The following is a 25,995-nucleotide window of genomic DNA, read 5'->3' on the forward strand; positions in this document are numbered from 1 at the left end:
GAATAGGGTTTAACCCTGCAGGGGCTTTTCACATCACGGCAAATCAGGCCGTGCGCGAGGGTATACCCGAGGGAATGGCTTGCACGGCATTCCAGCGTTTGTCAGCGTCGTTGTCAGCCAACCAGGCGTCGCCCTCTAGGTAGGCGCGCAGCATGGGCAAGGCATCCAAGCCCCAAAACACCTTGCCGTCAACCTCATAGCTCGGCACGCCGAACACGCCCTGCGCAATGGCCTCATCACTATGGGCTTTGAGCTGCGCTTTCACGCTGTCCTCACCCGGTTCGCGCCCGGGAGCCAGCAAGGCCGTCACGGCCTGAAGCCGCGCAGCATCCGCCGCATCGGCTCCCCCTGTCCACACATGTTTGAACAAGGTCTCGCACACATAGCGATTGGGCAAGCCCTGGGCCTGTGTCGCAATGGCCAGCCGCAGCAAACCCAGCGGGTTGAAAGGATGCATGGCGGGAAAAGCCAGCTCCACACCCTGCCGCTGCGCCAGCCACTGCACATGGCGGTAAATCCAGGCCCGCTTGGGCGGCACCTCAGCCGGACCCAGCACCCCGTTGTGCTTGAGCAAGCCGCCCAGAAACACGGGCTTGTAGCGCACGCTGTAGCTCAGCCCCATGAGCGCGACAGGCAACTCCTCAAACGCGAGATAAGCGTAGGGAGAAATGAAATCCAGATAAAACGTGATGTGTTTCATGCGGGCTCCGGATGTGGGTAGTTTGTCAGGCTGAAGGGTGTTGACTAGGCTTCAACAAAAGCTTCCGGGTGCGTCTGGCGCAAACGCTCGGTGATCTGGCCCCACATCACCTTTTTGGCGGCATCGTCGCTGCGGCCCCATTCGCGAATGTCTTCGATAGTACGGAAGCACCCTTCACACAGGCCACTGCCCGTGTCCATGCGGCACACATTCACACAGGGACTAGGAATGTTTTCGGCCATGGCGCCCACGGATATTGCGCGAGCAGCTAGCGTTTTGATAGCATTTTCACGCGCAAGGGTATCCAGCACGTTTTCTTCCTCCGGCGCTTCCACCACATCAGCCACCGGTGCCCCTGTCAGCGCCACCAGGTCTTGCGGATGCAACTGGAACACCCCATGCGGGTGGCCGGCTGCGGCCCACACCTGCTCGAAGCGGAATAGCTCGCGGTCAATCAAGGTGACACCGGGCATGGCATGCGCCACCGGGCTCACCCCGCCGATGGAAAAGCCGGTGCGCTCCTTCACAAACGCCGCATTCGCCCGCGCCAGTGGCCCCACCAGCGCGGCTACCTTGGCTTCGTCCACACGCCGGTCGCCGGAGGTCACGACCAGCACAGCCGCCTCATCAGCAACCCGCTTGAAGATGATGCTCTTGGCAATCTGACCCACCGCCACGCCTAGCGCGTCTGCGGCCTGCTGAGCGGTACGCGCAGCACCATCCAACATCACAGGGCCATGGGGATGGTTTTTTTCTTGCAATGCAGCCGCTACGCGCTGCACGCCTTCAGGTAATTCCGTCAATTCAGCTCCACACATCTTTTTAACTAGCCCAAGCGTTTGGACAGCAGCGCATTGGCCGCACGCGAATGCGGCTTGCGGCCCAGAAAATCGCTGATGAATTGGCCCGCGTCAATCAGCTTGTCGAGGTCGATGCCGGTTTCTATACCCATGCCGTGCAGCATGTACACCACGTCCTCAGAAGCCACATTGCCGGTGGCTCCCTTGGCATAGGGGCAGCCGCCCAATCCGGCCACCGAGGTATCAAAGTGCCAGATACCCAGCTCCAGCGACGCCAGCGTGTTGGCCAGCGCCATGCCATAGGTGTCGTGGAAATGGCCGGAAACCTGGTCCACGGTGTAGTACTGCAATGTGGCTTCCAAGGCGCGCTGCACCTTGACCGGAGTACCCACGCCAATGGTGTCGGCCACGCCCACGTGCTCCACACCGATGTCGCGCATCAGTTGGGCTACCAGCGCCACACGTTCGGGCGCGATGTCGCCTTCATACGGGCAACCCACCGCGCAGGAGATTGCGCCCCGCACTGCGATCCCGGCTTCTTTGGCTGCCTGGGCCACCGGGCGGAAGCGCTCAATGCTCTCCTCGATCGAGCAGTTGATGTTTTTCTGGCTGAAGGCTTCACTCGCAGCGCCAAACACCACGATCTCGTCGGGTCGGGACAGCACCGCCGCCTCATAGCCCTTCATGTTGGGCGTGAGCACCGAGTAGCGCACGCCATCGCGGCGTTGCACACCCGCCATCACTTCGGCGTTATCGCCCATTTGCGGCACCCATTTGGGACTCACAAAACTGGTGACTTCAATTTCCTTGAGGCCGGCATCCTGCAAGCGGTGCACCAGCTCGACCTTGATGGCGGCTGGCACCGGTTGCTTTTCGTTTTGCAGCCCGTCGCGCGGGCCGACGTCGATGATCTTGACGCGGGAGGGAGTGTTCATGGGGCGTACTCAGAGTTTCAAACGCGAAGCCTTGTATTAAACCGCGAACCCGCAAGCCACCCCGGAGGGCCTGGGTAGAGGCATTGTTATAGTCACAGGCTTTTCCCGGAGCACCCATCCGGGGCACTTAAGAGGCGCCCGTTTTGTTAAGCATCTCCAACGCCGTCCTGACGCGGGGAATCACCCCGGTGTTCGACGGCCTGACTCTGCAACTGAATGAGCCCCGCATCGGGCTCATTGGCGACAACGGCGCCGGCAAAAGCAGCCTGTTCCGCATGGCCTGCGGACTGGAGGCGCCGCAAAGTGGCAGCGTCACCGTGCAGGGCTTGCAAGCATTCCGCATCAACGCCCAGCGGCCCAATCTCGTGGGCATGATGTTCCAGAACCCGGACGACCAGATCGTCTTTCCCACGGTGCAAGAAGAGCTGGCGCTGGGTCTGACGGCCACCGGCTTGACGCGGCGCGAGGCCATCACCCGAGCCCGCGCTTTCCTCGCCACCCGCGGACTGGAAGCCTGGGCCGAACGCGCCATCAGCAGCCTGAGCCAAGGGCAGCGCCAGCATGTCTGCTGGCTGGCGATCCTGCTGTGCCAACCGGCATTGATCCTGCTGGACGAACCCTTTGCGAGCCTGGACCTGCCGGGCCAGGCCTTGCTGCACGAGGACATGGCGCGGGCATCGCAGCAGATCATCGTCTCCACCCACGTGCTGGAGCATTTGCGCGACTTTGATCGCGTCATCTGGCTGGACTCTGGCCGGGTGCGTGCCGACGGCGACGCCGAAGCGGTGTGCGCAGCGTACCGCGCTGATGTAGCCGCCCGCATTGCGGCGCGCACTGCCTTGACGCGCTGAACATGGGCAGCCTTTACAGCGAACACCGCACCTGGCTGCACGCCGTGCCCGCCGGTTGGAAGTTGGGCCTGCTGGTGGTCGTGTGCGCAGCCATCTTCCGGCTTTCATCCATGACCCATCTCGGCGTGGCGGGAGTGCTGTGCAGCTTGGTCTACCTTTCACTGGGGCAAGCGATGAGGCAAGGGCTCAAACCCCTACGGGCCTTGCTATTCACCTTGGTATTGGTGCTGGCATTTCACGCCGTACTGCAGCAAATGGATGTGGGCGTAGTCAGCGTACTGCGCATGGCCAGCGCGTGCTTGCTGAGCATTGCCCTCACCCTGACCACCAGCAGCGGCGAATTGCAGGACGTGCTGGAGCGCCTGCTGACGCCACTCCAACGCTTCGGCATCCGCGCAGATCGATTTGCACTGCAACTTGCCCTGATGCTGCGTTTTATTGAATATTTTTTTGTGGTCTGGAACCGTCTGGATGACTCTTACCGTTTGCGCACCGGCAAGGGCGGTGGCTTCCGGTTGCTGGCTCCGCTGACCATCCAGATGTTGCAAACGGCACGGAGGGTCGCAGATACACTCGACGTCCGATTGGGCGAGCCGCCCACCTCAAAACCGCGACAATAGCCCCATGCAACGTAACCATTCCATCGCCCTCGTCGCCCTGTTTGCCGCCCTCATGGCGGTGCTGGGCTTGATCCCCAAAATCGACCTGCCTTTTGGCGTTCCCATCACCTTGCAAACGCTGGGCGTGATGCTTGCCGGTTGCCTGCTGGGCCCCCGCCTGGCGCTGCGCGCACTGGTGTTGTTCCTGGTGGCTGTAGCCATCGGCCTGCCCTTGCTCTCCGGCGGTCGCGGCGGACTCGATGTGTTCATGAAGGCCTCGGCCGGCTACCTGTTGGCTTGGCCCTTGGGCGCCTTCGTCGCAGGTCTGGTCATGCGCGCGCTGCCCGCCGGCTCGCCACGCGGTGTTGCCCTGAGTGCCTTTGTAGCCTCAGCCATCGGCGGCCTCTTGGTGATCCACGCCAGTGGCGTAGTCGGTCTCATGAAAATCGCCGGCATGAGCTTCACCCAAGCTTTGATCGCCACCAGCGCGTTCGTGCCCGGTGACCTGATCAAGTGCGTGCTCACCGCCGTGGTGTGCCACACCGTGGCGCGCGGCCTGCCCGACTGGAAATTCGGCAAGCAAGGCGCCTGATGCCTGAAACCCCGGAGCTGGTGCACAGCCGGCTGGTCCGCTGGGCCCGGGACCGGGGAACGGCACTCGCCATCCAGAGCGAGGCCGGAAACATCACTTTCGCGGAGTTGGCTCAGCGGGTACAAGCCCATGCGGAGGCTTTGTCTCGCTCCCGCGCACCAGCCACTGTGTTGCAAGACAGCGGCCTGCCGCTGCTGCAACGCTTGACCGCTTTCTTGGGCACGATTGCCAGCGGCCGTTGTGCTGCCGTGAGCGACCCGGCCTGGCCCGAGGCGGTGCTGACTGCCGTGCGTGCCAATCTGCCTGATACGCCCTGCGACAGTGCCGCACCTACCCCGCTGAGTCCTTTCTACACCGGCTTCACCTCCGGCAGCACCGGCCTGCCCAAAGGCTTCCGGCGTCATCACCATTCCTGGACGGAAAGCTTCGCGCTGTGCCTGAGCACCTTTGGCGACGCTGCCTCCACCCGCATCCTCGCACCGGGTCGGGATTCACATTCGCTGTTTCTCTTCGGCATGTTGCTGGGCTTGTGGACGGGCGCAGGCGTGGTGGTGCAAGAGCAGTTTTCGGCTTCTGCAGCGCTGGCCACCTTGGCCACGGGGCAAACACCCTGCCTGGTGGCGGTGCCCAGCCAGTTGCTGCTGATGCTGGAGTGGGCCGCCCACCGGCAACTGCCTCCCGTGCGTGGCGTGCGGCTCATTTTGATCAGCGGCGCACGCTGGACGCGCAGCCGCACTCCGGACTTGCAAGCGCTGTTTCCCCAGGCGCACATCATCGAGTTTTATGGTGCCTCCGAGACCAGCTTTATCGCTTGGACCGAATCCCACCCTGACCTGCCCGACCAAGTGGTGGGGCGTCCGTTCGATACCGTGGAGCTGGATGTGCGTGGGGCCACGCCGGACAGTCCGGACGGCCTGATCTATGTCCGCAGCCCCATGGTGTTCATGGACTACGTGGGCGCGGCCCACGACCACACCGCCGCTCTGCGCGATGGTGACTGGGTCTGCGTGCGCGACCTGGGTCACCTGGACGCGCAAGGCCGCTTGTGGGTGGCCGGACGCGAAAGCCGCATGCTGGTCACCATGGCCAAAAAACTGTTCCCCGAAGAACTGGAAGCCGTACTGGAAGCCCACCCCGCCGTGGCCCGCGCATCGGTGCATGGGCTGCCGGATGCCCAGCGCGGTGTGCAGATCGTGGCCATCATCCAGTGGGCAACGGGCAGTGAACGCGCCGACCTGCATGCCCTGCAAAACTGGTGTCGCAGCCGGCTCGAAGCCTTCAAGGTACCGCGCCAACTTTGGGTGCACGCTGATTGGGCATTTACGGCCAGCGGCAAGACGGACCACCCGGCCCTGAGCCGCAACTTGCCCTCTCCCCTGCACGAGGCCGCGCCATGCCTGACACCGCTGCGTTGATCGCTGCGTGGGCCCGCAGCGCGGTCGCGCCGCACGGAGGCGCGTTCCGTCATTTGCATGCTCATGAGATCGGTGCCCCAGTGCTGCAAGCACTGCTAGAGCGTGCCGGCATACCGGCCAGCGCGGTGGATGCCGTGGTCATGGGCAATGCGCTGGGCGCAGGCGGCAACCCGGCACGCATGGTGGCACTGGCTGCCGGGCTACCGGACCGCTGCGCTGCGTTTTCTGTTGACACCCAATGCTGCGCCGGACTGGATGCAGTAGCTATTGCCGCCGGGCTGCTCGCCAGCGGCCAGGCCGACGTCGTGGTGGCTGGGGGTGTCGAAGCCTGGAGCCGCGCGCCCATACGGCAGCACCGCCCCTTGGTGGCCGGCGATCCCACATCACCCTACGAGCGTCCCGCTTTTGCCCCTGAACCGGCGCGCGACCCCGACTTGCTGCAAGCGGCTGCGGACTTTGCAGCGACCCACCACATCAGCCGGGCCCAGCAAGACGCCTACGCCCTGCACAGCCACGAGCGGGCTTTGGCGCACCGCGAGCTGCAGGCAACTGAAATCGTGCCCGTGGCGGGCCTGCATTGGGATGCCTACCCGCGCGCCATGCGTCCTGCTGCGGTTGCCCGGCTGCCGGTGCAAGCGGTGGGCGCTCAGACAGATGCAGGCATAGCCCCCTTGGACTGCGCCGTCAGCACCCTGGCCATTTCCACCCGCGCCGATGGTGCGGCCATGGTGCTGCTGATGACGGAAGCCGCAGCCTGCAAACATGGCGTACGGCCTGCTGCCCAATGGCGCGCCAGCGCGTCGGTAGGCCTGGACCCCGCCATGCCGCTCTTGGCGGCCGAAGCGGCCACGCGGGCGGTGTTGCAACGTGCGAACCTGCAAAACGCCAGTGACTGTGAGGTCATCGAGCTGCACGATGCCTTTGCCGTGCAAGGACTCTCGTATTGCGCGGCCTTGGGTCTGAGCCCGGACTCCATCAACCGGCTGGGCGGAGGCATCGCGCGGGGCCACCCCATCGGCGCTTCAGGCGCCATTGCCTTGGTGCGGGTGTTGGCGGATTTGCAGCGCCTGGGCCGCCCGTGTGCGTTGGGCTTGGCGGCGGTGGCCGGCGCAGGCGGCATTGGCGCTGCGACGGTAGTGGAGTGGCTAGGCGAAACGGCTTAGCCGACCACTTTGAAAAAGCTGTCCACGTCGATGCGGCTGGTGCGCGTGCGGTTGACCGGAGCCGCTTCATCAGCGTACCCCAGGGCCACGCCACACACGACATGGCTCTCCGGCCCCAGCCCCAGATGCTCGCGCACCAGACCGGGGTACGACGCCAGCGCGCCAATGGCACAGCTGGCCAACCCGCGGGACTGCGCCGCCAACAACAGGCCGTACAGCGCCATGCCCAAATCCATGAAGCTGCCGCTGCCCAAACCCCGCTCGATGGTCACGACCAGCGCCACCGGTGCATCAAAGAAACGGAAGTTGCGCTCAAACTGCTGGTCGCGCCCGGCGCGGTCCTCACGGGCAATGCCTATGCTGTCGTAAAGGGCTCGGGCCGCGGCCACTTGCCGGCGGCGCAAATGGCCGGGCATGGGGTCGGGGAAGTAGCTGTAGTCCTCGGCCTCGGCGCTGCCTTCGCGGTAAGCACCAGACATGGCCTGCGACAGGGCCTCGCGCACCGCGCCACGCACCTGAATGAAACTGCCCGGCTGCAGGTTGGCACCACTGGGCGCCAAACGCGCATTGACGAGCAACTCATGCAACAGGGAATCAGGCACCGGCTGGTCGGTAAAGCCGCGCACCGAAGTGCGGGCGCGCGCCAAAGCGGTGAAGGCGTCGAGGTCCGACATGCCGCTCAGTAGCCCCGCCCAGCATCCACCAACCCTGCCACCGACTGCCCGCTTTGCAGCGCTGCAATCTTGCGGGCGATCTGGGCAATGCTTTCCGAACGCAGGGTGCGCGCTGAGGTGTGGGGTGTGAGCGTGATTTTGGGGTGCGACCAGAAAGGGTGCCGTTTGGGCAAGGGCTCCACGCGGAATACGTCCAGCGTGGCACCTGCAAGATGGCCACTGTCGATGGCGGCGAGCAAATCAGCATCCACCACATGGGCACCACGGGCCACGTTGATCACATAACCACCGGGGCGGATGTGGGCCAGTGTGCGGGCATTGAGAATGCTGTCAGTCTCTGGCGTGAGAGGCAGCAGGCACACCACGATGCGACTGGCCGCCAGAAAGTCCTTCAGCCGCACTTCCCCATGGAAGCACTGCACACCTTCCAGATTTTTGGGTGAACGGCTCCAGCCATTCACCGGAAAATCGAACTGCGCCACGGCTTTGGCCACGCGCTCGCCCAAGACCCCCAGCCCCAGCACGCCCACAGGGTAGTCCACCCGGCTGCGCGGCTTGCGGAAAGACCACTTGCCGTTGGCCATGTCGGCCTCGTAGCCATCGAACTCACGGAAGTGGCGGATCACCGCGTGGCACACATACTCCGCCATTTGCACCGACATGCCGGCATCGTCCAAGCGGATGACGGGCACTCCGGCAGGCAGGTTCAGCTTCATCAGGGCATCCACACCGGCACCGGTGTTAAAGATGGCCTTCAGGCCCTGCTGCTCGTCCAGCATTTGCTGCGGGGGCTTCCAAACGACTGCGTAGTCCGCCGCCGGTGCGCCGGGTTGCCAGAGGGAGACCTCGGCGCCGGGAATGGCGCCTTGAAGGCCGGGGATCCAGGTAGCCTCGTCGTAATCGGCCGAATAGTAGGTAATGCGCAAAGAACTCATACCCGCATTTTCACCGCAGCGCAGGCCGCCTTCCTTCAAGCGGGGACCGCCATGCGCAGCAGTTCGCTACCCTCGGTCACCTGGTCGCCCGGCGCGAATAGCAGTTCATCCACTGTGCCGTCGGCCGGCGCGGCAATGGTGTGCTCCATCTTCATGGCCTCCATCACGGCGAGGGCCTGACCTTTTTTGACGACATCGCCCGCCTTCACTGCAAACGACACCACTTTGCCGGGCATGGGCGCGGTCAGGCGGCCGCCTTCAGCCTGTGCATCACCAGCATGGGCCAACGCATCAATCGCTATGATTTGTGTAGCGCCTCGCGCAGTGAATACGTGCGCCAGAGGCCCATTTCCATACACATGCAACAAGCTGCGCTGCTCGCCGACGCGCACATCCAAGGCTTCGCCTTGCGCCGACCATTGCAGCGGGTACGTCTGCCCGTCCACCGTCAGCTCCAGCGCGCCGCCACGCATTGTGCGCAACAGGGCGGTGTGGGGCGCGCCGGCATATTCGAGTGCAAAGCTGCGCACCTGAGCGCCGTGGGACTTCCAACCATCGCGCTGCGCCCAAGGGTCTTGCCAGCCGCGCGCATCGGCTTGTGCGGCTTGGCGTGATCCCGTCTGCAATGTGTGGGCAATCAGTGCCGCCGCGGCCAGTGGCAAGCCCACCTTATCCTGATGGAACAAGGCGCTTGCTTCGCGCGGAATCAGCGCCGTATCCAGTTGGGCGGCTGCAAACGAAGCGCTAGTGGTCACGTGGCGCAAGAACTGCACATTGGTCGCCAGGCCCACGATGTGGGTCTGCGCCAAGGCTGCGTCCAATCGGGCCAGTGCCTCCTCACGGGTGGCACCATGCACGATCAGCTTGGCCACCATGGAGTCGTAGAACGGGCTGATGGCATCGCCCTCGCGCACGCCGGAGTCCACCCGCACGCCGCGCTCTGCACGCGTGAAGCTCGCATGGGGCGGCAAACCATAGTCCTGCAATGAACCGGTGGCAGGAAGGAAGTTGTTATCGGGGTTCTCGGCGCAAATGCGGGCCTCGATGGCGTGGCCGTGGATCTGCAATTGGTCCTGGTGCAAAGGCAGCGGCTCGCCACTGGCCACACGCAACTGCCACTCCACCAGGTCGAGGCCGGTGATAGCCTCGGTGACCGGGTGCTCCACCTGCAGGCGGGTGTTCATCTCCATGAAATAGAACTTCATGGCCTCGGGGTGCTCGTAGCCGCCGGGCTGCTCCACGATGAACTCCACGGTGCCAGCGCCCACGTAGTTCACGGCACGGGCGGCTTCCACGGCGGCCTGGCCCATCTGGGCGCGCAATGCGGGCGTCATCCCTGGCGCGGGAGCCTCTTCCAACACCTTCTGGTGGCGGCGCTGCACCGAGCAATCGCGCTCGAACAGGTAGACATAGTTGCCCTGGGTGTCGCCGAACACCTGAATCTCGATATGGCGCGGTCGCTGCACGTATTTCTCAATCAGCACCGCGTCATCGCCAAAGCTGTTGATCGCCTCGCGCTTGCACGATGCCAGCGCGTCGGCAAAGTCTTCTGACTTGTCCACCGCGCGCATGCCCTTGCCACCACCACCTGCGCTGGCTTTGATGAGCACCGGGTAGCCGATGCGGTCGGCCTCGCGCTGCAACATGGCGGGGTCTTGGTCCTTGCCGTGGTAGCCGGGCACCAACGGCACACCGGCCTTTTCCATCAGCTGCTTGGACTCGGCCTTCAGGCCCATGGCCTGGATGGCGCTGGCAGGCGGCCCGATGAAGACCAGACCCGCGGCAGCGCAAGCGTTGGCGAATTCTTCGTTCTCGCTCAGAAACCCATAGCCGGGGTGAATGGCCTGCGCGCCCGTGGCCTGGGCCGCTTCGATGATGCGCTCCCAGCGCAGGTAACTGTCTTTCGGTGCGCTGCCCCCGATGTGCACCGCCTCATCACACGCCGCAACATGCTTGGCATGCGCATCCGCATCGGAATAAACCGCTACGGTTTTGATAGCTAGCCGCGCAGCGGTGGCGGCCACGCGGCAGGCAATTTCTCCACGATTGGCGATGAGAATTTTGGTGAACATGGGTTTCTTTCTTTCAATGACGCGTGTAGCCCACGCCTAAGGGTTGGTCCAGACCACCTGGTCGTCTACCGCGTAGAGACGGCAGGGGTTACCGAACTTTTCACAATTTTTGATGGCGGTTTCCATGGCGGTTCGGCCGTAACCTCGGGCAATCGCGCCCTTGTCGGAAAGGGCCACGGCTCGGGGAAATGACTTTTCCAGCCATTCGCGGTATAGCGTTTTGCCCTTTTCGCTCATGCGAGGCAGCGCATCCACATTGGCCAGGGCAGCAAAGCCGCTGGGCGCAGGCACAGGTGCCGCGTGTACGTTGTCGTCCAGCACAGCCAGATCTACCGGGAACGCCAACTCGCGGGACAAGAATTGCAGCATCTCGCGGGCAGACGCCACCCGTGCTTCCGGATTGCCACCCACCATGGCCTTGCCGGATTTGGTGCCACCCACGTTGTCGCGCTCAACCACCGGCGTGGCGCTGTCAAACGCATGGTAGCTGCCGGGGTACTGCACATAGCGCACCGGCTGCTTGGCTGCAGTCAGCCGATCAGTCCTCGATTTGCAGGTTGCAGCCGGCGTCCAGTTGTCCAATTCACCACTCATCACCAGCAAGGGCGCCACCACGCTGTAGGCCCATTGCTTCTCAAACACATTGCACCCTGGGTAAAACGCCACCAATGCCGCAGGCTTGATGCGCGCTTGGGCCACGCCATCGGCATTGCGGTCCGCAGTGGCCAGCACCGTCTGCCCGCCGTGGGACCAGCCCACCACCGCCATTTTGCTGGCGTCTACCTCGGGTTGTGTGGCCAGCCATTGCAAAGCCGCCAGCACGTCCTGGCGCCGGTTGGCCTCAGTCAGCGTGCGCTCAGTGGGCTTTTGCTCGCAAATACTGTGGAACCCACGCGGCCCGAAGCTGTCCAGGTACAACACGCCCATGCCCGCATCGTGGAAGATGCGGATATAGCGGCTCTGCGCGTAGTTCAGCGTGGTCCGGTCTTGCGGCAGCCCGCCGCAGCCATGCAATGCAACAACAGCTGGCGCCTTGGCCGATCCAGCGGGAGCGGTCCAATAGGCCTTGAGCGTGACACCCGCTTCCTGGCTGGCAAAGCTCACTTCCTGGGTCACGGGTGCTGCCATTGCACTGCACAGGCCCACCCAAACGGCCCAAGCCCCTACAACAATGTTCCGCACAGGACCGCCCCAAGCGCTCATTTGCCGCTCCAAACCACATCGTTATCGACCGCGTAAAGCTTGCATTTCAAACCGTAGCGAAGGCATTTGCCCATGGCCCGACCCACGGCGTAGTCACCCGTTGCGCTGCCGTAGCCGCCCTTTTCGGTGACGGCGAATGCGCGCGGAAGTTTGGTTGCCAGAAATTGCTGGTAGCCCTGCTTGTGTTCCTCGCGCACGGGTACTTTGCTGAGGTCGTTGATATCTGCATACCCTGTGGCGGCTGGGCGGGTTGCGATGGCCGGGGCAGTAAAGCCCAACTGGTTGAGAAAGTTGTCCACGTAGGGCAGCCAATGGTCCATGTCTTCGTCCAGGCCGTGGTGCCCTTCGTCACCGGGCGAGGGACCGAACACCGGAAACTCGGCCTTGCCGCCGTTGGAGACCCAGGCCTTGTGCCAGGACTTGGGTAACTCTGCACCCCAGTATTTGTCATTCGGCCAATACAACCAGATCATGGGAACCTTGGCCGTCTTGGCGAGCCCGCCCCAGAAATATTCAACCGCTTGCGGCGAGTAAGGTTGCCCTGGCCGTGTGTAAGGATTGCCGCCGGAACCGCCCGCGAAATTGATGCCACCCACGAGCCCCGGCGGGGATTTGGACACGACGATGACCGAGGTGTGCCCCCCCGCACTTTGTCCGGCTACGACCCAGCGAGTGGCGTCCACATACGGCAAGGTCTTGGCCATGGATACCGTCGCCATGACCTGGGTGTACACCGCGTCGGCAAAGCCCTCAAACCGGGGACTGTTGGAGCCGCCGGTGTCTTCGGGATCAAAGTCGCCATAGGTTTCCCAATAGCCAATACGGGTAGGGACCATCACCACAAAGCCTTTCGCAGTGAAGTAGCGGGCGGCCATCTCCGGGCGATAGCGGCCTTGGCTGGCCCTTTTCTCCGGGACTGCCCGGCCATGGTTGAACACCATCAGGGGGAAAGGCCCCTCGCCCGCAGGGCGATAGATGGTGACGGGCATGGGCTTGGTCTCTTCCTTGCCATAGAGGTTTTTGACCGTGACAGGGATGCGCACAATTTCCTCGCGCATGTCCTTGGCCATCACTTCCGAGGGCGTGGCGGATGTCGTTTGTGCCAGTGCGTGCGGCATCAACATCGATGCATACAACGCTGCTACGGCAGACCAATAACGAAAACGCATTCCTCGCCCCTTTCAAAATTACATGCGGAACACGCCGAATTTTGTGTCGGGAATGGGTGCATTCAATGACGCGCTGAGGCCCAGCGCGAGCACGCGGCGGGTATCGGCGGGGTCGATGATGCCGTCGTCCCACAGGCGCGCCGTGGCGTAGTAGGGGTGTCCCTGTTCTTCGTATTGCTGGCGGATGGGTGCTTTGAAGGCTTCTTCCTCCTCCGCGCTCCAGTTGCCACCCTTGCCTTCAATGCCATCGCGACGCACGGTCGCTAGCACGCTGGCCGCCTGCTCGCCACCCATGACCGAGATGCGCGCGTTGGGCCACATCCACAAGAAGCGGGGGCTGTAGGCGCGGCCGCACATGCCGTAGTTGCCGGCACCGAAACTGCCGCCGATGATGATGGTGAACTTGGGCACCTGCGCGGTGGCCACGGCCGTGACCATCTTGGCGCCGTTGCGGGCGATGCCTTCGTTCTCGTACTTGCGGCCGACCATGAAACCGGTGATGTTCTGCAGGAACACCAGCGGAATCTTGCGCTGGCAGCACAGCTCGATAAAGTGCGCGCCCTTGAGCGCGGACTCGCTGAACAAAATGCCGTTATTGGCGATGATGCCCACCGGCATGCCTTCCACATGGGCAAAGCCGCACACCAGCGTAGAGCCATAGCGGGGCTTGAACTCATGCAGCTCCGAGCCATCGACGATGCGGGCGATGATTTCGCGCACATCGAAAGGCTTGCGGGTGTCAGTGGGAATGACGCCGTACAACTCATCTGCTACATATTTAGGAGCTACCGGCGCACGTAATTCGGGCGCCGGGGCCTTTTTTCTATTCAAATGCGCAATCGCCTCACGCGCCAATGAGAGCGCATGCAGATCGTTCTGTGCCAGATGGTCGGCCACGCCGGAGAGGCGGGTGTGCACATCGCCACCGCCCAGATCTTCGGCGGTCACCACCTCGCCGGTAGCCGCCTTCACCAGCGGGGGACCACCCAAGAAAATGGTGCCCTGGTTTTTGACGATGATGGTCTCGTCGCTCATGGCGGGCACATAGGCGCCACCGGCCGTGCAGCTGCCCATCACCACGGCGATTTGCGCAATGCCCTGCGCGCTCATATTGGCCTGGTTGAAGAAGATGCGGCCAAAGTGGTCACGGTCGGGGAACACTTCGTCCTGATTCGGCAGATTGGCGCCGCCCGAATCCACCAGATAGATGCACGGCAGGTTGTTCTGCGCGGCCACTTCCTGGGCGCGCAGGTGCTTTTTGACGGTGAGCGGGTAGTAGGTGCCGCCCTTCACGGTGGCGTCATTGCACACGATCATGCAGTCCACACCGCTAACGCGGCCGATACCGGCAATGACGCCGGCGCAAGGCGCGCTATCGGTGCCATCGCGGTCGGGGTACATGGCCAGTGCGGCCAGGGAGGAGAGTTCTAGGAAGGGGGTGCCGGGGTCCAGCAGCATGCCTACGCGGTCGCGGGGCAACAGCTTGCCGCGGGCGGTGTGCTTGGCGCGGGCTGCTTCGCCACCGCCGAGCGCCGCTTTTTCGATCTTGGCATTCAGGTCTGCCACCAGCGCGCGCATGGCGGCAGCATTGGCCGCGAAGTCGGCAGAACGCGGGTTGAGTTTGGATTCCAGCATCGTCATGGGCGCATCCGGTCAAGGTTGAACAGTTATCCGGCATTGTGCGACTGACGGCTGGCAAGCACCGCCTCGCTGAGGTTGCAAATTGCGCCACAAGAGGCACAATTTTTGGCACACTGGCGACATGCCTTCCCAAGCCCCTGTTGCCGCCACGCCCATGGCTTTTGCCAGAGCCATGGTAGAGGCGTATGCGCGGTATCAGAAAGATCCTTCCCGGGCACTGGAGATGGCGCAGATTACGCCAGGTGAACTGCAACAATCGGATGCCCGCATCACGGCGTGGCAGATGGAGCGCCTGTCAGAGACGGCCATGCGCGAACTGGACGACGAAGCCCTGGGCTGGTTCAGCCGTCGCTTGCCTTGGGGCAGCTACGGCATGCTGGCCCGCGCCTCGATTTCAGCACCCACCTTGTACGTCGCACTAAGCCGCTGGTGCCGCCACCATGGTCTGATCGCCCCGGACATCACCCTCACGCTGAGCACCGCAGGTGACACCGCCAGCATCACGCTCACCGAGGACGGCCGGTACGAGGACGGGGTGGCCGAAGTATTTGCGCAGGTCAAGGAGGAGCCCGCAACGCGGGCGGGGGACACGGAGCAAAAACTTCGGCCACCCCGTCTGCGCCTAACAAACCGGCTACCTGAGCCATTCCGCGAGTTCTGCATGGTCTCCGTACTGCGCAATGTGCTGGGCGTAGCCTGCTGGCTGATCGACTCGCGCATCACCCTGCTACAGGCGGACTTCCCCTTTGAACCACCGCCGCACGCAGATGCTTATGCAGTGCTGTTTCCGGGCCCCACGCGCTTCCAGCAAGCGCGGGCCGCTATTGTTTTTGATGCGGAGTACCTGAAGCTCCCCCTGCGGCGGGATGAAAAATCTTTGCAGCAGATGCTGCAACATGCGCTGCCACTGACCGTGCACCAGTACCGGCGCGACCGCTTGCTGGTGCAGCAGGTGCGCCAGCTGCTGAGCGCCCAGCCCCAAGACACCCACAGTGCAGAGGCACTGGCCGCCCTGTTGAACGTATCCCCCCGCACCTTGCACCGCCAACTCAGGGAAGAAGGCGCCACACTGCAGGCCCTCAAAGATGAGGTGCGCCACAGCAAAGCCAGCGAACTGTTGCTGCGCAGCCAGCGGCCCATCAAGCAGGTGGCGGAGGCCGCAGGGTTTCAGAACGAGAAGAGCTTTATCCGCGCCTTCAAAACATGGTCCGGACAGACGCCCGCCGAGTTCCGGCGCAGCGCCACACCCGGAACCTGAGCGCTCAAGCCCCCAGCAGTGTGGGCAAATCCGCCATCGAAGCAAACACCTGAGACGCGCCCGCGTCCAGCAAAGCTTGCCCGCCGCCCTGGGGGGCGTAGCCGAACACGGTAGCGCCTGCGGCCACACCCGCTGTGACGCCGGTCACCGTGTCCTCAACCACAGCGCAGCGCTTAGCGTCTGCACCCAGCGCAGCGGCCGCAGCCAGGTACACATCCGGGTGGGGCTTGGAGCGCGGCAAGTCGTGCCCGCTGAACACCCGCCCTTCAAAGTAAGGCAGCAAGCCGGTCTTGCCCATTTGCATCAGCACCTTGGGCAAGTCTGCGCCGGAAGCACAGGCAATCTGGCCCGCGTAGGCCGCGTGGATGCGGGCAATCGCATCGGGCGCATACGGAATCGGCTTGGCATGTTCCATGAGCGCGGCATTGCGACGCGCGCGGAACGACGCCATCCACTCGGGCGTGAGTGGCTTGCCGGTTTCCGCCTCGATGCGGGCGCGCTCATCCATCACAGCTTTGCCCACAAACACGGCCATGCACTCCTGCAGGTTCATGGTCCAGCCTTGCTCGGCCAGCATGTCGCGCAACACACCATTGGTAATCCGCTCGCTGTCCACCAGCACGCCGTCGCAGTCAAACAAAACGGCTTCAAATTTCATGGTTGATCTCCATCCACATACAGCCACTCACCCGCCTCCAGCACAAAACGGCTGTGCTCATGCAGGCGCACTGCTGGCCCACTTACCGGTTTCTGGCGAGCCACGAACTCGACCTCCGCATGGGTGGCATCTTGTATGGTGTGGCTGCGCACGTCCAGCCCCAACCATTTGACGCCGGGGTCGAACTCGATGCGCTCCGGGCGGTGGCTGGCGTGCCAGGTTTTGAGCAGGTACGGCTCGCGCTCCAGCACAAAGGCGCAGTAACGGCTGCGCATCAGGCTCTCAGCATCAGGTGCGGGAGTGTCGCTCTCCAGCCAACGGCCGCAGCATTGGCCATAGGGGAGTGTTATTTTCTGGTGTTGCCGGCCACAGGGGCAGGCATCGGTCATCACAAAGGGCTTCATGCCCTCCATCATGCCTCGGCTTGAGGTGGCATCAGCCCTTGGCTTGGCGGCGTGCCTTTTGCGCTTCCAGGGTTTCTGTGGGCGCGCCAGCCTTCACCCATTCACCCCAACCGCCGTCGATGTGGGCCACATTGCTCATGCCCATGTCCTGCAAGGCTTTGGCAGCCAACGCACTGCGCCAGCCCGCACCGCAAAACAGGATGAACTCTTTGGACTCATCGGCAAACAAAGGCTTGTGGTACGGCGACTCGGGGTCTACCCAGAACTCCAACATGCCGCGCGGCGCATGAAAGGCACCCACTACGGTGCCATCGTTCAGCTCACGGATATCGCGGATGTCCACGATCTGGACGCGCGGGTCTTGCAAACGGGCTTGCACCTCGGCCACGCTGTAGGTGGTGACCTGCGCCATGGCTTCGTCCACCAGTGCGCGGTATCCTTTGGTAATGGGCATCCTGTTTCCTCAAGGTTCAAGTTTGTAAAGGCGTATCGCATTTTCCGAGCCCACTTTTCGGGCTACCTCAGGACGCAAAGCGGCTAGCACCATCTGGATGCCCTGCCGCTGGTTGGCCGAGCGTTCTGCAAAAATGCGCGCTGCGCCGCCCCCTTGAAAGCTGTCTGCAACCAGGAAGCTGTCACTGCCCATGACAAATCGATCGGCGTACTTCTCGACTACTGCCACCCAATCACTGTTGAGCCTGCCACGTGCAGGCAACATCACGCTGGGCTGCTGGCCGCGAGGACGCAAACTCATATACAGATTCGGATGCTTGGCCAACATGGCCGCGGCCAATTGCGGGGTAAAACTTCCGAGCATGTCGGTACCGCCGGCATGAGCCCAGACGATCTTGGCTTTACGGTTATGCGCTAATAGGCGCTCAAAGGCCTCGAAGTTCGGTTCAAACTCCCCCGGGTTGCGGGATGATGTCAGGACTGATGGTTTCACCATTTTGGCCAATACAGGGTCAAAGTGAACATCCAGTACCAGGTCGTACTTCGCCACGGTATCCACCAGAATTTTGACCAACGCATCATCCGCAGGAATCACCTCGTACGCATGTTGCTCATTCAGAGAAATATGATGCAACGCGATTTCGCCAAAGCCTTTTACGCCACTCTGCGCAGAACGCTCTGCCAGCGCCTGAAATTTCTCGATCGCATCAGGCGGAAGCTTGCCTTCGTGCAGGTGATGCATCATGGGGTTGAGAGAATTTCCACCCGCCAACACGGCAAAGCGTTTGCCATGCTGAGCCAAGATCCTCTGGACTTCCAGAAAATCCGGACCATTGAGCGCGGGACGTGGTGACGATGAAACCACCATGGTCCGCATGTTTTCGGATTGCATCAAAGCGAGAGACTTTTCCGCCAACTCTTTGGTACTGCTGGCATCGTCCATCGTGTAGTGAAAATGCACATCCACCCACTCCACCGTTTGGGCCGAGGCATTCCAGCTCCAAAATCCAAACAAGTAAACCAGCAAGAAAGAAACAAGCTTCATCATCCGCGCCCCCAATCAAACAACTCACCCGAGGTTGTACACCACGCCATCTTGCAACGTTGCAGCACCGGAGCGCACCAAGTCGTGCACCAGTTGCTGGGTAGCCTCTTCCAAAGTGGCGCCGGCAAAGTGGCTCTGGAAGGTGTGGTTGAAATAGCTGGTGTTGCGCGCCCACGCAATCAGCGCAGGCAGGGGCACATGGCGGGCTTCTAGCAGCTTGAACTTGAGCAGCACCTTGGCCGCGTACTGCAAGTGCTTGGCCGGGTTTTGCACAAAACCGTTCAGGCGCTGGCGGGCGTAGGCAATGGCCTGCGGAGCATCTGTGAAGGGCGCGCCATGGCCGGGAATGACGGTGGCCGGGTTCAGCCGCTCGATCACAGCCAGCGTGGCGGCGACTTCGTCGAACGCGTCATCGCCGTCCAGCTCGGGGAACACCACGCCAAAGCCTTTTTCCCACAGGGCGTCTGCCGACACCAGCGTGCGGCTTTGCGGCTCAAACAGGATGACCGAATGCGGGTCATGCCCCGGCGCCGCATGCACCTGCCAATGCAAGTCGCCCAGCCGCATATCGGTGCCCGGTTGCAGTGTGGCATTCAAATGAAAGCGTGGGCATTGCTGGCCGGTGGGTGTGTAGCTCAGGGCATGGGCGTCCCACACGCGCACAAAGTCGGCGTGGCCCGGTGGAATATGCGTTTCCATCGCGGGGTAACGCGCCTGCAGTGCGGCATTGCCCCCGCAGTGGTCGCTGTGCAAATGGGTGTTGAGCAGCAAGTCCAGCGGCCGGCTTTGCAGAGCCGAGTCCACCAGCGCAAGCGTCTGCTCGGCATGGGTGCAGTAGCCGCTGTCGATGAGTGCGGTGCCGCCCTCGCCCTGAATCAGGATGTTGTTGCTGGACAGCCAGCCTCGCTCAAAGACAGTAACGCCGGCAGGCAGTACGTGCGCCATGGAGCTCAAGCCAGTGCGCGCTGGATGATGATCTTCTGCACGTCGCTGGTGCCTTCATAAATCTGGCACACACGCACGTCGCGGTAGATGCGCTCCACCGGAAAGTCGCTCACATAGCCGTAGCCGCCCAAAGTCTGGATGGCGGCACTGCACACCTTCTCCGCCATTTCGCTGGCAAACAGCTTGGCCATGGCAGCTTCTTTCAGGCAGGGGCGGCCCGCGTCACGCAGGGCAGCGGCATGCCATATCAGCTGCCGCGCCGCTTCCAGCTGGGTAGCGCAGTCCGCCAAACGGAATGCGACGGCCTGGTGATTGAAGATGGGCTGGCCGAAGCTCTGGCGGTCTTTGGCATAGGCAATCGCCACATCGAGTGCGCTGCGGGCCATGCCCACGCTTTGCGCGGCAATGCCGATGCGCCCGCCCTCCAGCCCACCGAGCGCGATGCCATAGCCCTCGCCCTCCTTGCCGATCAGGTTCTCGGCGGGAACGCGGCAGTTGTCGAAGTTGATCTGGGCGGTGTCGCTGCTGTGCTGGCCGAGTTTGTCTTCCAGCCGCGCGACCACATAGCCCGGCGCATGGGTGGGCACCAGAAAGGCGCTCATGCCCTTCTTGCCGGCCGCCTTGTCGGTCACCGCGATGACGATGGCCACATCGCCGTTTTTGCCGCTGGTGATGAACTGTTTGACGCCGTTGATGACGTAGCTATCGCCGTCCTTCACCGCTGTGGTGCGCAGGCTGGAGGCATCGCTGCCCACATGCGGCTCGGTCAGGCAAAAGGCACCCAGCATCCGGCCCTGGGCCAGGGGCTCCAGCCACTGCTTTTTCTGCTGCGCATTGCCGAACTTCATCAGGATGGCGTTGACCGGGCAGTTGGTGACGCTGATCACCGTGCTAGTGCCGCCATCACCTGCGGCAATTTCTTCCAGCACCAACGCCAGGGTCACGTAGTCCAGCCCCGCGCCGCCCCATTCTTCAGGCACGCAAATGCCGTAGGCGCCCAGCGCGGCCAGGCCTTGGTGCGCGGCTTTGGGGAAGGTGTGTTCCTTGTCCCACTTCGCAGCGTTCGGCCACAGCTCGGCTTGGGCAAAGTCGCGCACCGCGTCGCGGATCATTTCCTGGTCTTGGGTCAGTAGCATGGGGATGTCTCTCTCGGGTCGTTTTCTATTGTGGGGCGCTACCAGCTGGAAAACGGGGTTCCGTCCCAGCGCAGGTAGGGCACATCGCTGCAGGCAAATCCTGTCGCGTTTGTCTTGCGTGCGGCCACGGTGGCACGGATGGCTGACACGCTCTCCTCAGGCAACAAGGGCGCGGCGGACGTGCCCATATCCGTACGCACCCAACCGGGATGGATGAGCAGGAACTGGGCATTCGGGTAATCCGGCTGCGCGGCCACCACCGCCATATTCAGTGCCGCCTTGCTCACGTGGTACACCCAGCCCCGGCTGCTCTCGACACCGCCGATTTGCGCGAAGTCACTGGTCAGAAACACAAACTGCCCCTGCGCCTCTTCCACCCACGGCGCCACCTGTGGCAAAGCCTGCATGGCGCCCAACACATTGGTGTGCATCATGGAGTCAAAGGCCTGCACCGTCGGCGGAGACTTGGCATCGTCTTCCGAGAACACACCTGCCACGTAATACGCCACGTCCAGCTTTTCGCCATCAAGCTGCCAGCTCAGGCCGCTGATGCTGGCGGGGTTGGTCACGTCCAGCTTCAGGGCTTGGGCACCCATGTCACGCAAACGGGTCAGGCCCGCCTCGTCCCGCGCGGTAGCGATCACGCGGTCGCCTGCGTCCAGGTACTGTTGCACCAGCTCCAAGCCGATACCGCGGGATGCGCCGATTACAAAAACAGTCATGCTCACTCCAAGTTTGTGGCTCTCGCTATGCAGGAATGCAGAGTGCCGGGGGCCTCATACTGCCAAGAAGCAGAAAGCGAAGCTTCGGCGCAGCCAAATCGGCCCCCGACACTCTGCATCCCCGCATGGTCATTTGAAACTCTAGCGCCCATCCAATAAGCGCGAGCAGCTCCTAAATTTATAGCAATTCGAGCGCCATGGCCGTTGCCTCACCGCCACCGATGCACAAGGTCGCCACGCCCTTCTTGAGTCCACGGGCTTTCAAGGCGTGAATCAGTGTGACCATGATGCGCGCACCGGACGCGCCTATCGGGTGGCCCAGCGCGCAGGCGCCGCCGTTCACGTTCACTTTGTCGTGCGGAATGTTCAGCTCAGCCATCAGCGCCATGGGCACTACGGCAAAGGCTTCGTTGATTTCCCACAGGTCCACGTCTTCCACTTTCCAACCGGCCTTGGCCAGCACCTTCTGGGTGGCACCCACCGGCGCGGTGGCAAACCAGTTGGGCTCTTGGGCATGGGTGGAGTGAGCCACGATTTTCGCCAACGGCTTGCAGCCGAAGTCCTTGGCGGTGCCTTCGCGCATCAGCACCATGGCGGCTGCGCCGTCATTGATGGAGCTGCTGCTGGCGGCGGTGATGGTGCCGTCTTTTTTGAACGCGGCCTTGAGCGCGGGAATCTTGTCCAGCTTGATCTTGCCGGGGCCTTCATCGATGCTGACCTGCACGTCGCCGGCACGGGTTTTGACGGTGACGGGGGTGATTTCCGCCTCAAACGCTCCTGATTTGATAGCTGCTTGCGCACGATGCACGCTGGCTGTGGCGAAACTGTCTTGTTGCTCACGGGTGAAGCTGTACTTGGCAGCACAGTCTTCCCCGAAGGTGCCCATGGAGCGGCCGGCCTCGTAGGCGTCTTCCAGGCCGTCGAGCATCATGTGGTCCATCACGCGGTCGTGGCCAATGCGGATGCCACTGCGGCCTTTTAGCAAGAGGTGGGGCGCGTTGGTCATGCTCTCCATGCCACCGGCCACCAGCACATCGTGGCTGCCGGCCAGCAGCATGTCGTGCGCGAACATGGCCGCGCGCATGCCGGAACCGCACATCTTGCTCAGGGTGACCGCACCGGCGCTCTTGGGCAAGCCGCCCTTGAAGGCTGCCTGACGCGCTGGCGCCTGGCCCTGGCCGGCCATCAGGCAGTTGCCGAAGATGACTTCGGTCACCAGCTCCGGGCTGATGCCGGCGCGCTCCACGGCGGCGTGGATGGCGGCACCGCCCAAGTCGTGGGCGGCAAGAGAAGCGAAGTCGCCCTGAAAAGCGCCCATGGGCGTGCGGGCAGCGCTGACGATCACAACGGTTTCTGGCATGGTCTTCCTCGGGGTCAGTAGGGTGGCGGGACGTCTCATATGAATTGACGTTTACGTAAACGTCAATTCTGCCAGAAGATGCCAAGCTTCATCTTTACCCGTGCTTCACCCAAGATTGCAAGCACTTCACCCCCGCATGGCACCATGCAGACATGCTGACCCTCACTACCCCTGTGCGACTCCCCCTCCGCGCGACTGCGCTTGCCGGCCTTGCTGCCGCGCTCATGCTTGCTGCGCCACACTCTGCCTTCGCGCAGGAAGCACCATCCCCCTCCACAACGAGCGCACAGGCCATCCGCCAGATCGTGGCGCCGGACTTCACGCAAATCGTGAAGCGCTACGGCCCCGCGGTGGTCAACATCAGTGTTACTGGCACCCGCCTGGTGTCCGCCGGAGGCAAAGACGCCCCCAAGGGCAGCAGCCCGGAAGCGGATGACAGTGACGCCATGCAATCCTTTCTGCGCAAATTCCAGGAGCAATTTGGCGCCACGGGTGCCAGCATGACAGTGCCGGTGCGCGGCCTGGGCTCCGGCTTTATCGTGAGTGGCGACGGCCTGGTGCTGACCAATGCCCACGTGGTGGCGCACGCCAGCGAAGTCACCGTGAAACTGACCGACCGCCGTGAGTTCCCCGCCCGCATTCTGGGCGTGGACACCAAGACCGACATGGCGGTCCTGAAGATAGAAGCCCAGAACCTGCCGACAGTCACCATTGGCTCACCCACGGAGCTGAACGTGGGGGAATGGGTGCTGGCCATTGGCTCGCCCTTCGGGCTGGACAACACGGTCACCACCGGCGTGGTCAGCGCCAAGGCCCGAACCCTGCCCGACGACTACACCGTGCCCTTCATCCAGACCGATGCCGCCATCAACCCCGGCAACTCGGGCGGGCCCCTGTTCAACGCCCGTGGGGAAGTAGTGGGCATCAATTCCCAAATCTTTACCCGCAGCGGCGGCTACCAGGGTCTGAGCTTTGCCATCCCCATCGACCTGGCCCAATCCGTAGCACGCCAGATTGTAGCCACCGGCCATGCCGCGCACGGCGTTTTGGGTGTGTCGGCACAAGAGGTGACGCAAGCTTTGGCCACCGCATTGCACCTGTCCAAGCCGGCGGGCGCACTGCTGTCCGAAGTGCATGCCGGCAGTGCAGCCGCCAAAGCGGGCCTGCTGTTCGGCGACGTGATTGTGGGCATCGACGGCCATGCCATTGAGACCTCCAGCGATCTGCCCTTGTGGATCGCCATGGCCGTGCCGGGGCAGAAGATTCGGGTGGACTACTTGCGCAACGGCAAGGCACAAAACACTATTGCCACCCTGGAAGCTCCCGAAGCGGCCGTCAACGCCAAGGCTGGCAACCTGCCGGACTCTCCGATCCTCGCTCCACTGGGCATTGCGGTCCGCAATCTGTTGCCGCTGGAGCAGCGCGCTGCGGACACCAAAACAGGCCTGCTGGTGGATGCCGTGGCAGAAGGCCCCTCCACCAAAGCCGGCATCGAACCCGGCGACATCCTGCTGGCCATCAACCAGACGCCACTCACCTCGGTAGAGCAAGCCCGCCAGCTGCTGGCGAAAGCGGGCAAGTCTGTCGCTGTGCTGGTGCAGCACGGCGGGGACAAGAGCTACTTGGCGCTTAGCTTGCCGTAGCCGCACCGGCTGCGAAGCCGGCCATCAAGGCGACGCAGGCAGCCTCGGGGTCTGAGGATTTGGTGATCGCCGAAATCACCGCTGCGCTGGCCGCACCGGTTGCGGCAACTTCCATCACATTGCTGGCATCTATGCCCGCGATGCCCACCACTGGTACTGGAAACACACCCGCCCAGTAGCGCAGGTTGTCCAAGCCTTGGGGAATCCACGGCATGTCTTTGCTTTGCGTGGCAAAGATGGGGCCACAGGCGATGTAGCTGGGTCGCAGCGCCCAGGCTCGGGCAACCTCCCAGTAGCTGTGGGTGCTGAGCCCCAGACGCACGCCGGCCTGGCGCAATGCGTCCAAATCCACGGTGTCCATATCTTCCTGCCCCAGATGCACGCCATAGGCGCCAAGTTGCAGGGCGAGTTGCCAGTGGTCGTTGATGAACAGCTGTGCGCCCGGCGTGGCCTGGGCCGCTGCAATGCTCTCGGCGATCTGGGCAGACAGCGTGGGCTCTTCCGGGTCTTTGATGCGCAATTGCACCGTGCGGATGCCTGCTGCCAACACACGGCGCACCCAGGCGGCGCTGTCCACCACCGCATAGACGCCCAAAGCCGGGTCGGTGAGACCGGGAAAAGCAGTCTGCGCCGCTGGCGTTTTTTGTAGGCAAGGCAGATTGCCCACGTGCTGCGCAAAGTCAGGCAGTGCCTGCACCGGACCTGCGCCCTGCCCTGCGGCATAGGCATGGCGCAGCGCATGGGTCGTAGCCATTTTGGCCATGACCACCGCATCCGCCACACAGTAGCCGCTGGCCAGCGCCGCCGCCGCCGTGGAGGCGAAAGTGCAGCCCGTGCCGTGGTGCTGCGAAGTGTCTACACGCGGGAGACTCAGCCAGCCTGTAGCCTGCGGGCTTTGCAACCAATCACTGGCCAACCCTTGCGCACGCGCGTCATCACCGCCGGTGATGGCTACCGCAAAGCAGTCATACGCGCTCTGCCCATTGGCAGGTGCGCGTTCCCGGGTACCCAGGCGCCAACGGGCTTGCAGCGCTTGCGCCAGTTCGGGAGCCGGGGCGGCATGCAGGGGGTGATCTGCACGCTCGGCCTGCAAGAGGCGCAATGCCTCCCTGCGGTTGGGCGTGATCAATGTGGCGCGGGGCAGCAGCTGGCGGCAGTAGGCGTCCAGCAGGGCGTCGTCCACAAATGGGGTACCTGTAGTGGAACCCAGCACGGGGTCTACCACCAGCGCTATCGGGAAACCCTGTGCACGCAATGCATCCACCCACCGGCACACCACGCGCAGGTTGTCCACACTCCCGAGCAAGCCGGTCTTGATGGCCTGCGGCGGCATGTCCTGCGCCAGCGCGGCCAACTGCGCGTCCAGCAGATCGGCGCTGACAGGCTCCACACGCACAACCTCCACGGAGCTCTGCGCGGTGATGGCGGCCACGGCCGTGCAGCCATGCACCCCGAATGCCTGCAAGGCTTTCAGGTCCGCCTGCAAGCCGGCACCGCCGCCAGAGTCGGAGCCGGCAATGCTCCAAACCACGGGGCGTCGGCCCGCAGAGGCGCGGGCAAATTCGGTGTCTAAAGTGCTTCTGGCGCCCATAGGTATTGCGCGGGTAGCTTCTTTTTTCATA

25 protein-coding genes are annotated in these 25,995 nt (G+C 63.1%); 7 read left to right on the forward strand and 18 right to left on the reverse strand.

Annotated features, from left to right (window positions below; all coding sequences use genetic code 11):
• Nucleotides 1-43: 43 nt before the first annotated feature.
• The 3 genes from RAN89_RS18365 to RAN89_RS18375 are packed head-to-tail and all read right to left on the reverse strand — an operon-like array spanning nt 44 to nt 2,435.
• Nucleotides 44-700, reverse strand: coding sequence for a 2-hydroxychromene-2-carboxylate isomerase (locus tag RAN89_RS18365; protein WP_313867652.1), 657 nt, complete (start codon nt 698-700; stop codon nt 44-46).
• 44 nt (nt 701-744) lie between these two features.
• Nucleotides 745-1,503 carry a YbaK/EbsC family protein gene (locus RAN89_RS18370; protein ID WP_313867653.1) on the reverse strand — a complete coding sequence of 253 codons (759 nt, stop codon included), beginning with the start codon at nt 1,501-1,503 and terminating at the stop codon, nt 745-747.
• 23 nt (nt 1,504-1,526) lie between these two features.
• Nucleotides 1,527-2,435 (reverse strand): hydroxymethylglutaryl-CoA lyase, encoded by a 909-nt coding sequence (locus RAN89_RS18375; protein WP_313867654.1) that lies wholly within the window; start codon nt 2,433-2,435, stop codon nt 1,527-1,529.
• A gap of 143 nt (nt 2,436-2,578) precedes the next feature.
• Between RAN89_RS18375 and RAN89_RS18380 the strand changes: the two genes are divergently transcribed.
• From RAN89_RS18380 to RAN89_RS18400, 5 genes are read left to right on the forward strand one after another with little or no spacing between them, the layout of a single operon-like run.
• Complete coding sequence (locus RAN89_RS18380; RefSeq protein ID WP_313867655.1) at nt 2,579-3,286, forward strand: energy-coupling factor ABC transporter ATP-binding protein; 708 nt, start codon at nt 2,579-2,581, stop codon at nt 3,284-3,286.
• A 2-nt stretch (nt 3,287-3,288) separates the two neighbouring features.
• Nucleotides 3,289-3,906, forward strand: a complete 618-nt coding sequence (locus RAN89_RS18385; RefSeq protein ID WP_313867656.1) for an energy-coupling factor transporter transmembrane component T family protein — start codon at nt 3,289-3,291, stop codon at nt 3,904-3,906.
• A 4-nt stretch (nt 3,907-3,910) separates the two neighbouring features.
• Entirely contained in the window at nt 3,911-4,477 is a 567-nt protein-coding gene (locus RAN89_RS18390) for a biotin transporter BioY (protein ID WP_313867657.1), read from the forward strand.
• Nucleotides 4,477-5,892, forward strand: coding sequence for an AMP-binding protein (locus RAN89_RS18395; RefSeq protein WP_313867658.1), 1,416 nt, complete (start codon nt 4,477-4,479; stop codon nt 5,890-5,892). The genes RAN89_RS18390 and RAN89_RS18395 overlap by 1 nt, the downstream gene beginning before the upstream one ends.
• Nucleotides 5,871-7,055 (forward strand): thiolase family protein, encoded by a 1,185-nt coding sequence (locus RAN89_RS18400; RefSeq protein ID WP_313867659.1) that lies wholly within the window; start codon nt 5,871-5,873, stop codon nt 7,053-7,055. The genes RAN89_RS18395 and RAN89_RS18400 overlap by 22 nt, the downstream gene beginning before the upstream one ends.
• On the opposite strand, the gene RAN89_RS18405 is transcribed toward RAN89_RS18400, so the two are convergent.
• From RAN89_RS18405 to RAN89_RS18430, 6 genes are read right to left on the reverse strand one after another with little or no spacing between them, the layout of a single operon-like run.
• Nucleotides 7,052-7,729 (reverse strand): nitroreductase, encoded by a 678-nt coding sequence (locus RAN89_RS18405; protein ID WP_313867660.1) that lies wholly within the window; start codon nt 7,727-7,729, stop codon nt 7,052-7,054. The two genes, RAN89_RS18400 and RAN89_RS18405, sit on opposite strands and share 4 nt — an antisense overlap.
• A gap of 5 nt (nt 7,730-7,734) precedes the next feature.
• Entirely contained in the window at nt 7,735-8,664 is a 930-nt protein-coding gene (locus tag RAN89_RS18410; protein WP_313867661.1) for a 2-hydroxyacid dehydrogenase, read from the reverse strand.
• A gap of 35 nt (nt 8,665-8,699) precedes the next feature.
• Complete coding sequence (locus RAN89_RS18415) at nt 8,700-10,736, reverse strand: ATP-binding protein (protein ID WP_313867662.1); 2,037 nt, start codon at nt 10,734-10,736, stop codon at nt 8,700-8,702.
• 36 nt (nt 10,737-10,772) lie between these two features.
• Nucleotides 10,773-11,939, reverse strand: coding sequence for a dienelactone hydrolase family protein (locus RAN89_RS18420; RefSeq protein WP_313867663.1), 1,167 nt, complete (start codon nt 11,937-11,939; stop codon nt 10,773-10,775).
• A complete protein-coding gene (locus tag RAN89_RS18425; RefSeq protein ID WP_313867664.1) occupies nt 11,936-13,108 on the reverse strand; it encodes an alpha/beta hydrolase family protein in 1,173 nt (390 codons plus the stop codon). Before RAN89_RS18425 ends, RAN89_RS18420 begins: the two co-directional genes overlap by 4 nt.
• Before the next feature lie 18 nt (nt 13,109-13,126).
• A complete protein-coding gene (locus RAN89_RS18430) occupies nt 13,127-14,749 on the reverse strand; it encodes a carboxyl transferase domain-containing protein (protein WP_313867665.1) in 1,623 nt (540 codons plus the stop codon).
• Nucleotides 14,750-14,870: 121 nt separating this feature from the next.
• Between RAN89_RS18430 and RAN89_RS18435 the strand changes: the two genes are divergently transcribed.
• Entirely contained in the window at nt 14,871-16,007 is a 1,137-nt protein-coding gene (locus tag RAN89_RS18435) for an AraC family transcriptional regulator (RefSeq protein ID WP_313867666.1), read from the forward strand.
• 4 nt (nt 16,008-16,011) lie between these two features.
• Here the strand turns inward: RAN89_RS18435 and RAN89_RS18440 are convergent, their stop codons facing one another.
• From RAN89_RS18440 to RAN89_RS18475, 8 genes are all read right to left on the reverse strand, one after another.
• Entirely contained in the window at nt 16,012-16,665 is a 654-nt protein-coding gene (locus RAN89_RS18440; protein WP_313867667.1) for an HAD family hydrolase, read from the reverse strand.
• On the reverse strand, nt 16,662-17,069 hold the full coding sequence (locus RAN89_RS18445) for a YchJ family protein (RefSeq protein WP_313867668.1): 408 nt from the start codon (nt 17,067-17,069) through the stop codon (nt 16,662-16,664). The genes RAN89_RS18440 and RAN89_RS18445 overlap by 4 nt, the downstream gene beginning before the upstream one ends.
• A 31-nt stretch (nt 17,070-17,100) precedes the next feature.
• A complete protein-coding gene (locus tag RAN89_RS18450) occupies nt 17,101-17,523 on the reverse strand; it encodes a rhodanese-like domain-containing protein (protein ID WP_313867669.1) in 423 nt (140 codons plus the stop codon).
• Nucleotides 17,524-17,532: 9 nt separating this feature from the next.
• Nucleotides 17,533-18,465, reverse strand: a complete 933-nt coding sequence (locus RAN89_RS18455; protein ID WP_346432727.1) for an amidohydrolase family protein — start codon at nt 18,463-18,465, stop codon at nt 17,533-17,535.
• 126 nt (nt 18,466-18,591) lie between these two features.
• Complete coding sequence (locus RAN89_RS18460; protein WP_313867670.1) at nt 18,592-19,512, reverse strand: MBL fold metallo-hydrolase; 921 nt, start codon at nt 19,510-19,512, stop codon at nt 18,592-18,594.
• Between the two features lie 5 nt (nt 19,513-19,517).
• Nucleotides 19,518-20,648 carry an acyl-CoA dehydrogenase family protein gene (locus RAN89_RS18465; RefSeq protein WP_313867671.1) on the reverse strand — a complete coding sequence of 377 codons (1,131 nt, stop codon included), beginning with the start codon at nt 20,646-20,648 and terminating at the stop codon, nt 19,518-19,520.
• Between the two features lie 38 nt (nt 20,649-20,686).
• Nucleotides 20,687-21,370: an SDR family oxidoreductase gene (locus tag RAN89_RS18470; RefSeq protein WP_313867672.1), complete on the reverse strand. Its 684-nt coding sequence runs from the start codon at nt 21,368-21,370 to the stop codon at nt 20,687-20,689.
• 178 nt (nt 21,371-21,548) lie between these two features.
• On the reverse strand, nt 21,549-22,730 hold the full coding sequence (locus RAN89_RS18475) for an acetyl-CoA C-acyltransferase (protein ID WP_313867673.1): 1,182 nt from the start codon (nt 22,728-22,730) through the stop codon (nt 21,549-21,551).
• Nucleotides 22,731-22,903: 173 nt separating this feature from the next.
• On the opposite strand from RAN89_RS18475, the gene RAN89_RS18480 reads away from it, so the two are divergent.
• Complete coding sequence (locus RAN89_RS18480; RefSeq protein ID WP_313867674.1) at nt 22,904-24,373, forward strand: Do family serine endopeptidase; 1,470 nt, start codon at nt 22,904-22,906, stop codon at nt 24,371-24,373.
• Here RAN89_RS18480 and thiE read toward each other — a convergent pair.
• Nucleotides 24,360-25,994 carry a thiamine phosphate synthase gene (gene thiE / locus RAN89_RS18485; protein WP_313867675.1) on the reverse strand — a complete coding sequence of 545 codons (1,635 nt, stop codon included), beginning with the start codon at nt 25,992-25,994 and terminating at the stop codon, nt 24,360-24,362. The two genes, RAN89_RS18480 and thiE, sit on opposite strands and share 14 nt — an antisense overlap.
• Nucleotide 25,995 lies beyond the last annotated feature (1 nt).

It is taken from the genome of Rhodoferax mekongensis, from assembly GCF_032191775.1.
GTDB lineage: Bacteria > Pseudomonadota > Gammaproteobacteria > Burkholderiales > Burkholderiaceae_C > Allorhodoferax > Allorhodoferax mekongensis.

Bases quoted from the DNA above. Each gene is read 5' to 3' on its own strand.
- RAN89_RS18365 (WP_313867652.1), bottom strand. From the start codon at position 700: ATGAAACACATCACGTTTTATCTGGATTTCATTTCTCCCTACGCTTAT.
- RAN89_RS18375 (WP_313867654.1), bottom strand. From the start codon at position 2,435: ATGAACACTCCCTCCCGCGTCAAGATCATCGACGTCGGCCCGCGCGAC.
- RAN89_RS18385 (WP_313867656.1), top strand. From the start codon at position 3,289: ATGGGCAGCCTTTACAGCGAACACCGCACCTGGCTGCACGCCGTGCCC.
- RAN89_RS18390 (WP_313867657.1), top strand. From the start codon at position 3,911: ATGCAACGTAACCATTCCATCGCCCTCGTCGCCCTGTTTGCCGCCCTC.
- RAN89_RS18395 (WP_313867658.1), top strand. From the start codon at position 4,477: ATGCCTGAAACCCCGGAGCTGGTGCACAGCCGGCTGGTCCGCTGGGCC.
- RAN89_RS18400 (WP_313867659.1), top strand. From the start codon at position 5,871: ATGCCTGACACCGCTGCGTTGATCGCTGCGTGGGCCCGCAGCGCGGTC.
- RAN89_RS18405 (WP_313867660.1), bottom strand. From the start codon at position 7,729: ATGTCGGACCTCGACGCCTTCACCGCTTTGGCGCGCGCCCGCACTTCG.
- RAN89_RS18410 (WP_313867661.1), bottom strand. From the start codon at position 8,664: ATGAGTTCTTTGCGCATTACCTACTATTCGGCCGATTACGACGAGGCT.
- RAN89_RS18415 (WP_313867662.1), bottom strand. From the start codon at position 10,736: ATGTTCACCAAAATTCTCATCGCCAATCGTGGAGAAATTGCCTGCCGC.
- RAN89_RS18420 (WP_313867663.1), bottom strand. From the start codon at position 11,939: ATGAGCGCTTGGGGCGGTCCTGTGCGGAACATTGTTGTAGGGGCTTGG.
- RAN89_RS18425 (WP_313867664.1), bottom strand. From the start codon at position 13,108: ATGCGTTTTCGTTATTGGTCTGCCGTAGCAGCGTTGTATGCATCGATG.
- RAN89_RS18430 (WP_313867665.1), bottom strand. From the start codon at position 14,749: ATGACGATGCTGGAATCCAAACTCAACCCGCGTTCTGCCGACTTCGCG.
- RAN89_RS18435 (WP_313867666.1), top strand. From the start codon at position 14,871: ATGCCTTCCCAAGCCCCTGTTGCCGCCACGCCCATGGCTTTTGCCAGA.
- RAN89_RS18440 (WP_313867667.1), bottom strand. From the start codon at position 16,665: ATGAAATTTGAAGCCGTTTTGTTTGACTGCGACGGCGTGCTGGTGGAC.
- RAN89_RS18445 (WP_313867668.1), bottom strand. From the start codon at position 17,069: ATGAAGCCCTTTGTGATGACCGATGCCTGCCCCTGTGGCCGGCAACAC.
- RAN89_RS18450 (WP_313867669.1), bottom strand. From the start codon at position 17,523: ATGCCCATTACCAAAGGATACCGCGCACTGGTGGACGAAGCCATGGCG.
- RAN89_RS18455 (WP_346432727.1), bottom strand. From the start codon at position 18,465: ATGGACGATGCCAGCAGTACCAAAGAGTTGGCGGAAAAGTCTCTCGCT.
- RAN89_RS18460 (WP_313867670.1), bottom strand. From the start codon at position 19,512: ATGGCGCACGTACTGCCTGCCGGCGTTACTGTCTTTGAGCGAGGCTGG.
- RAN89_RS18465 (WP_313867671.1), bottom strand. From the start codon at position 20,648: ATGCTACTGACCCAAGACCAGGAAATGATCCGCGACGCGGTGCGCGAC.
- RAN89_RS18470 (WP_313867672.1), bottom strand. From the start codon at position 21,370: ATGACTGTTTTTGTAATCGGCGCATCCCGCGGTATCGGCTTGGAGCTG.
- RAN89_RS18475 (WP_313867673.1), bottom strand. From the start codon at position 22,730: ATGCCAGAAACCGTTGTGATCGTCAGCGCTGCCCGCACGCCCATGGGC.
- thiE (WP_313867675.1), bottom strand. From the start codon at position 25,994: ATGAAAAAAGAAGCTACCCGCGCAATACCTATGGGCGCCAGAAGCACT.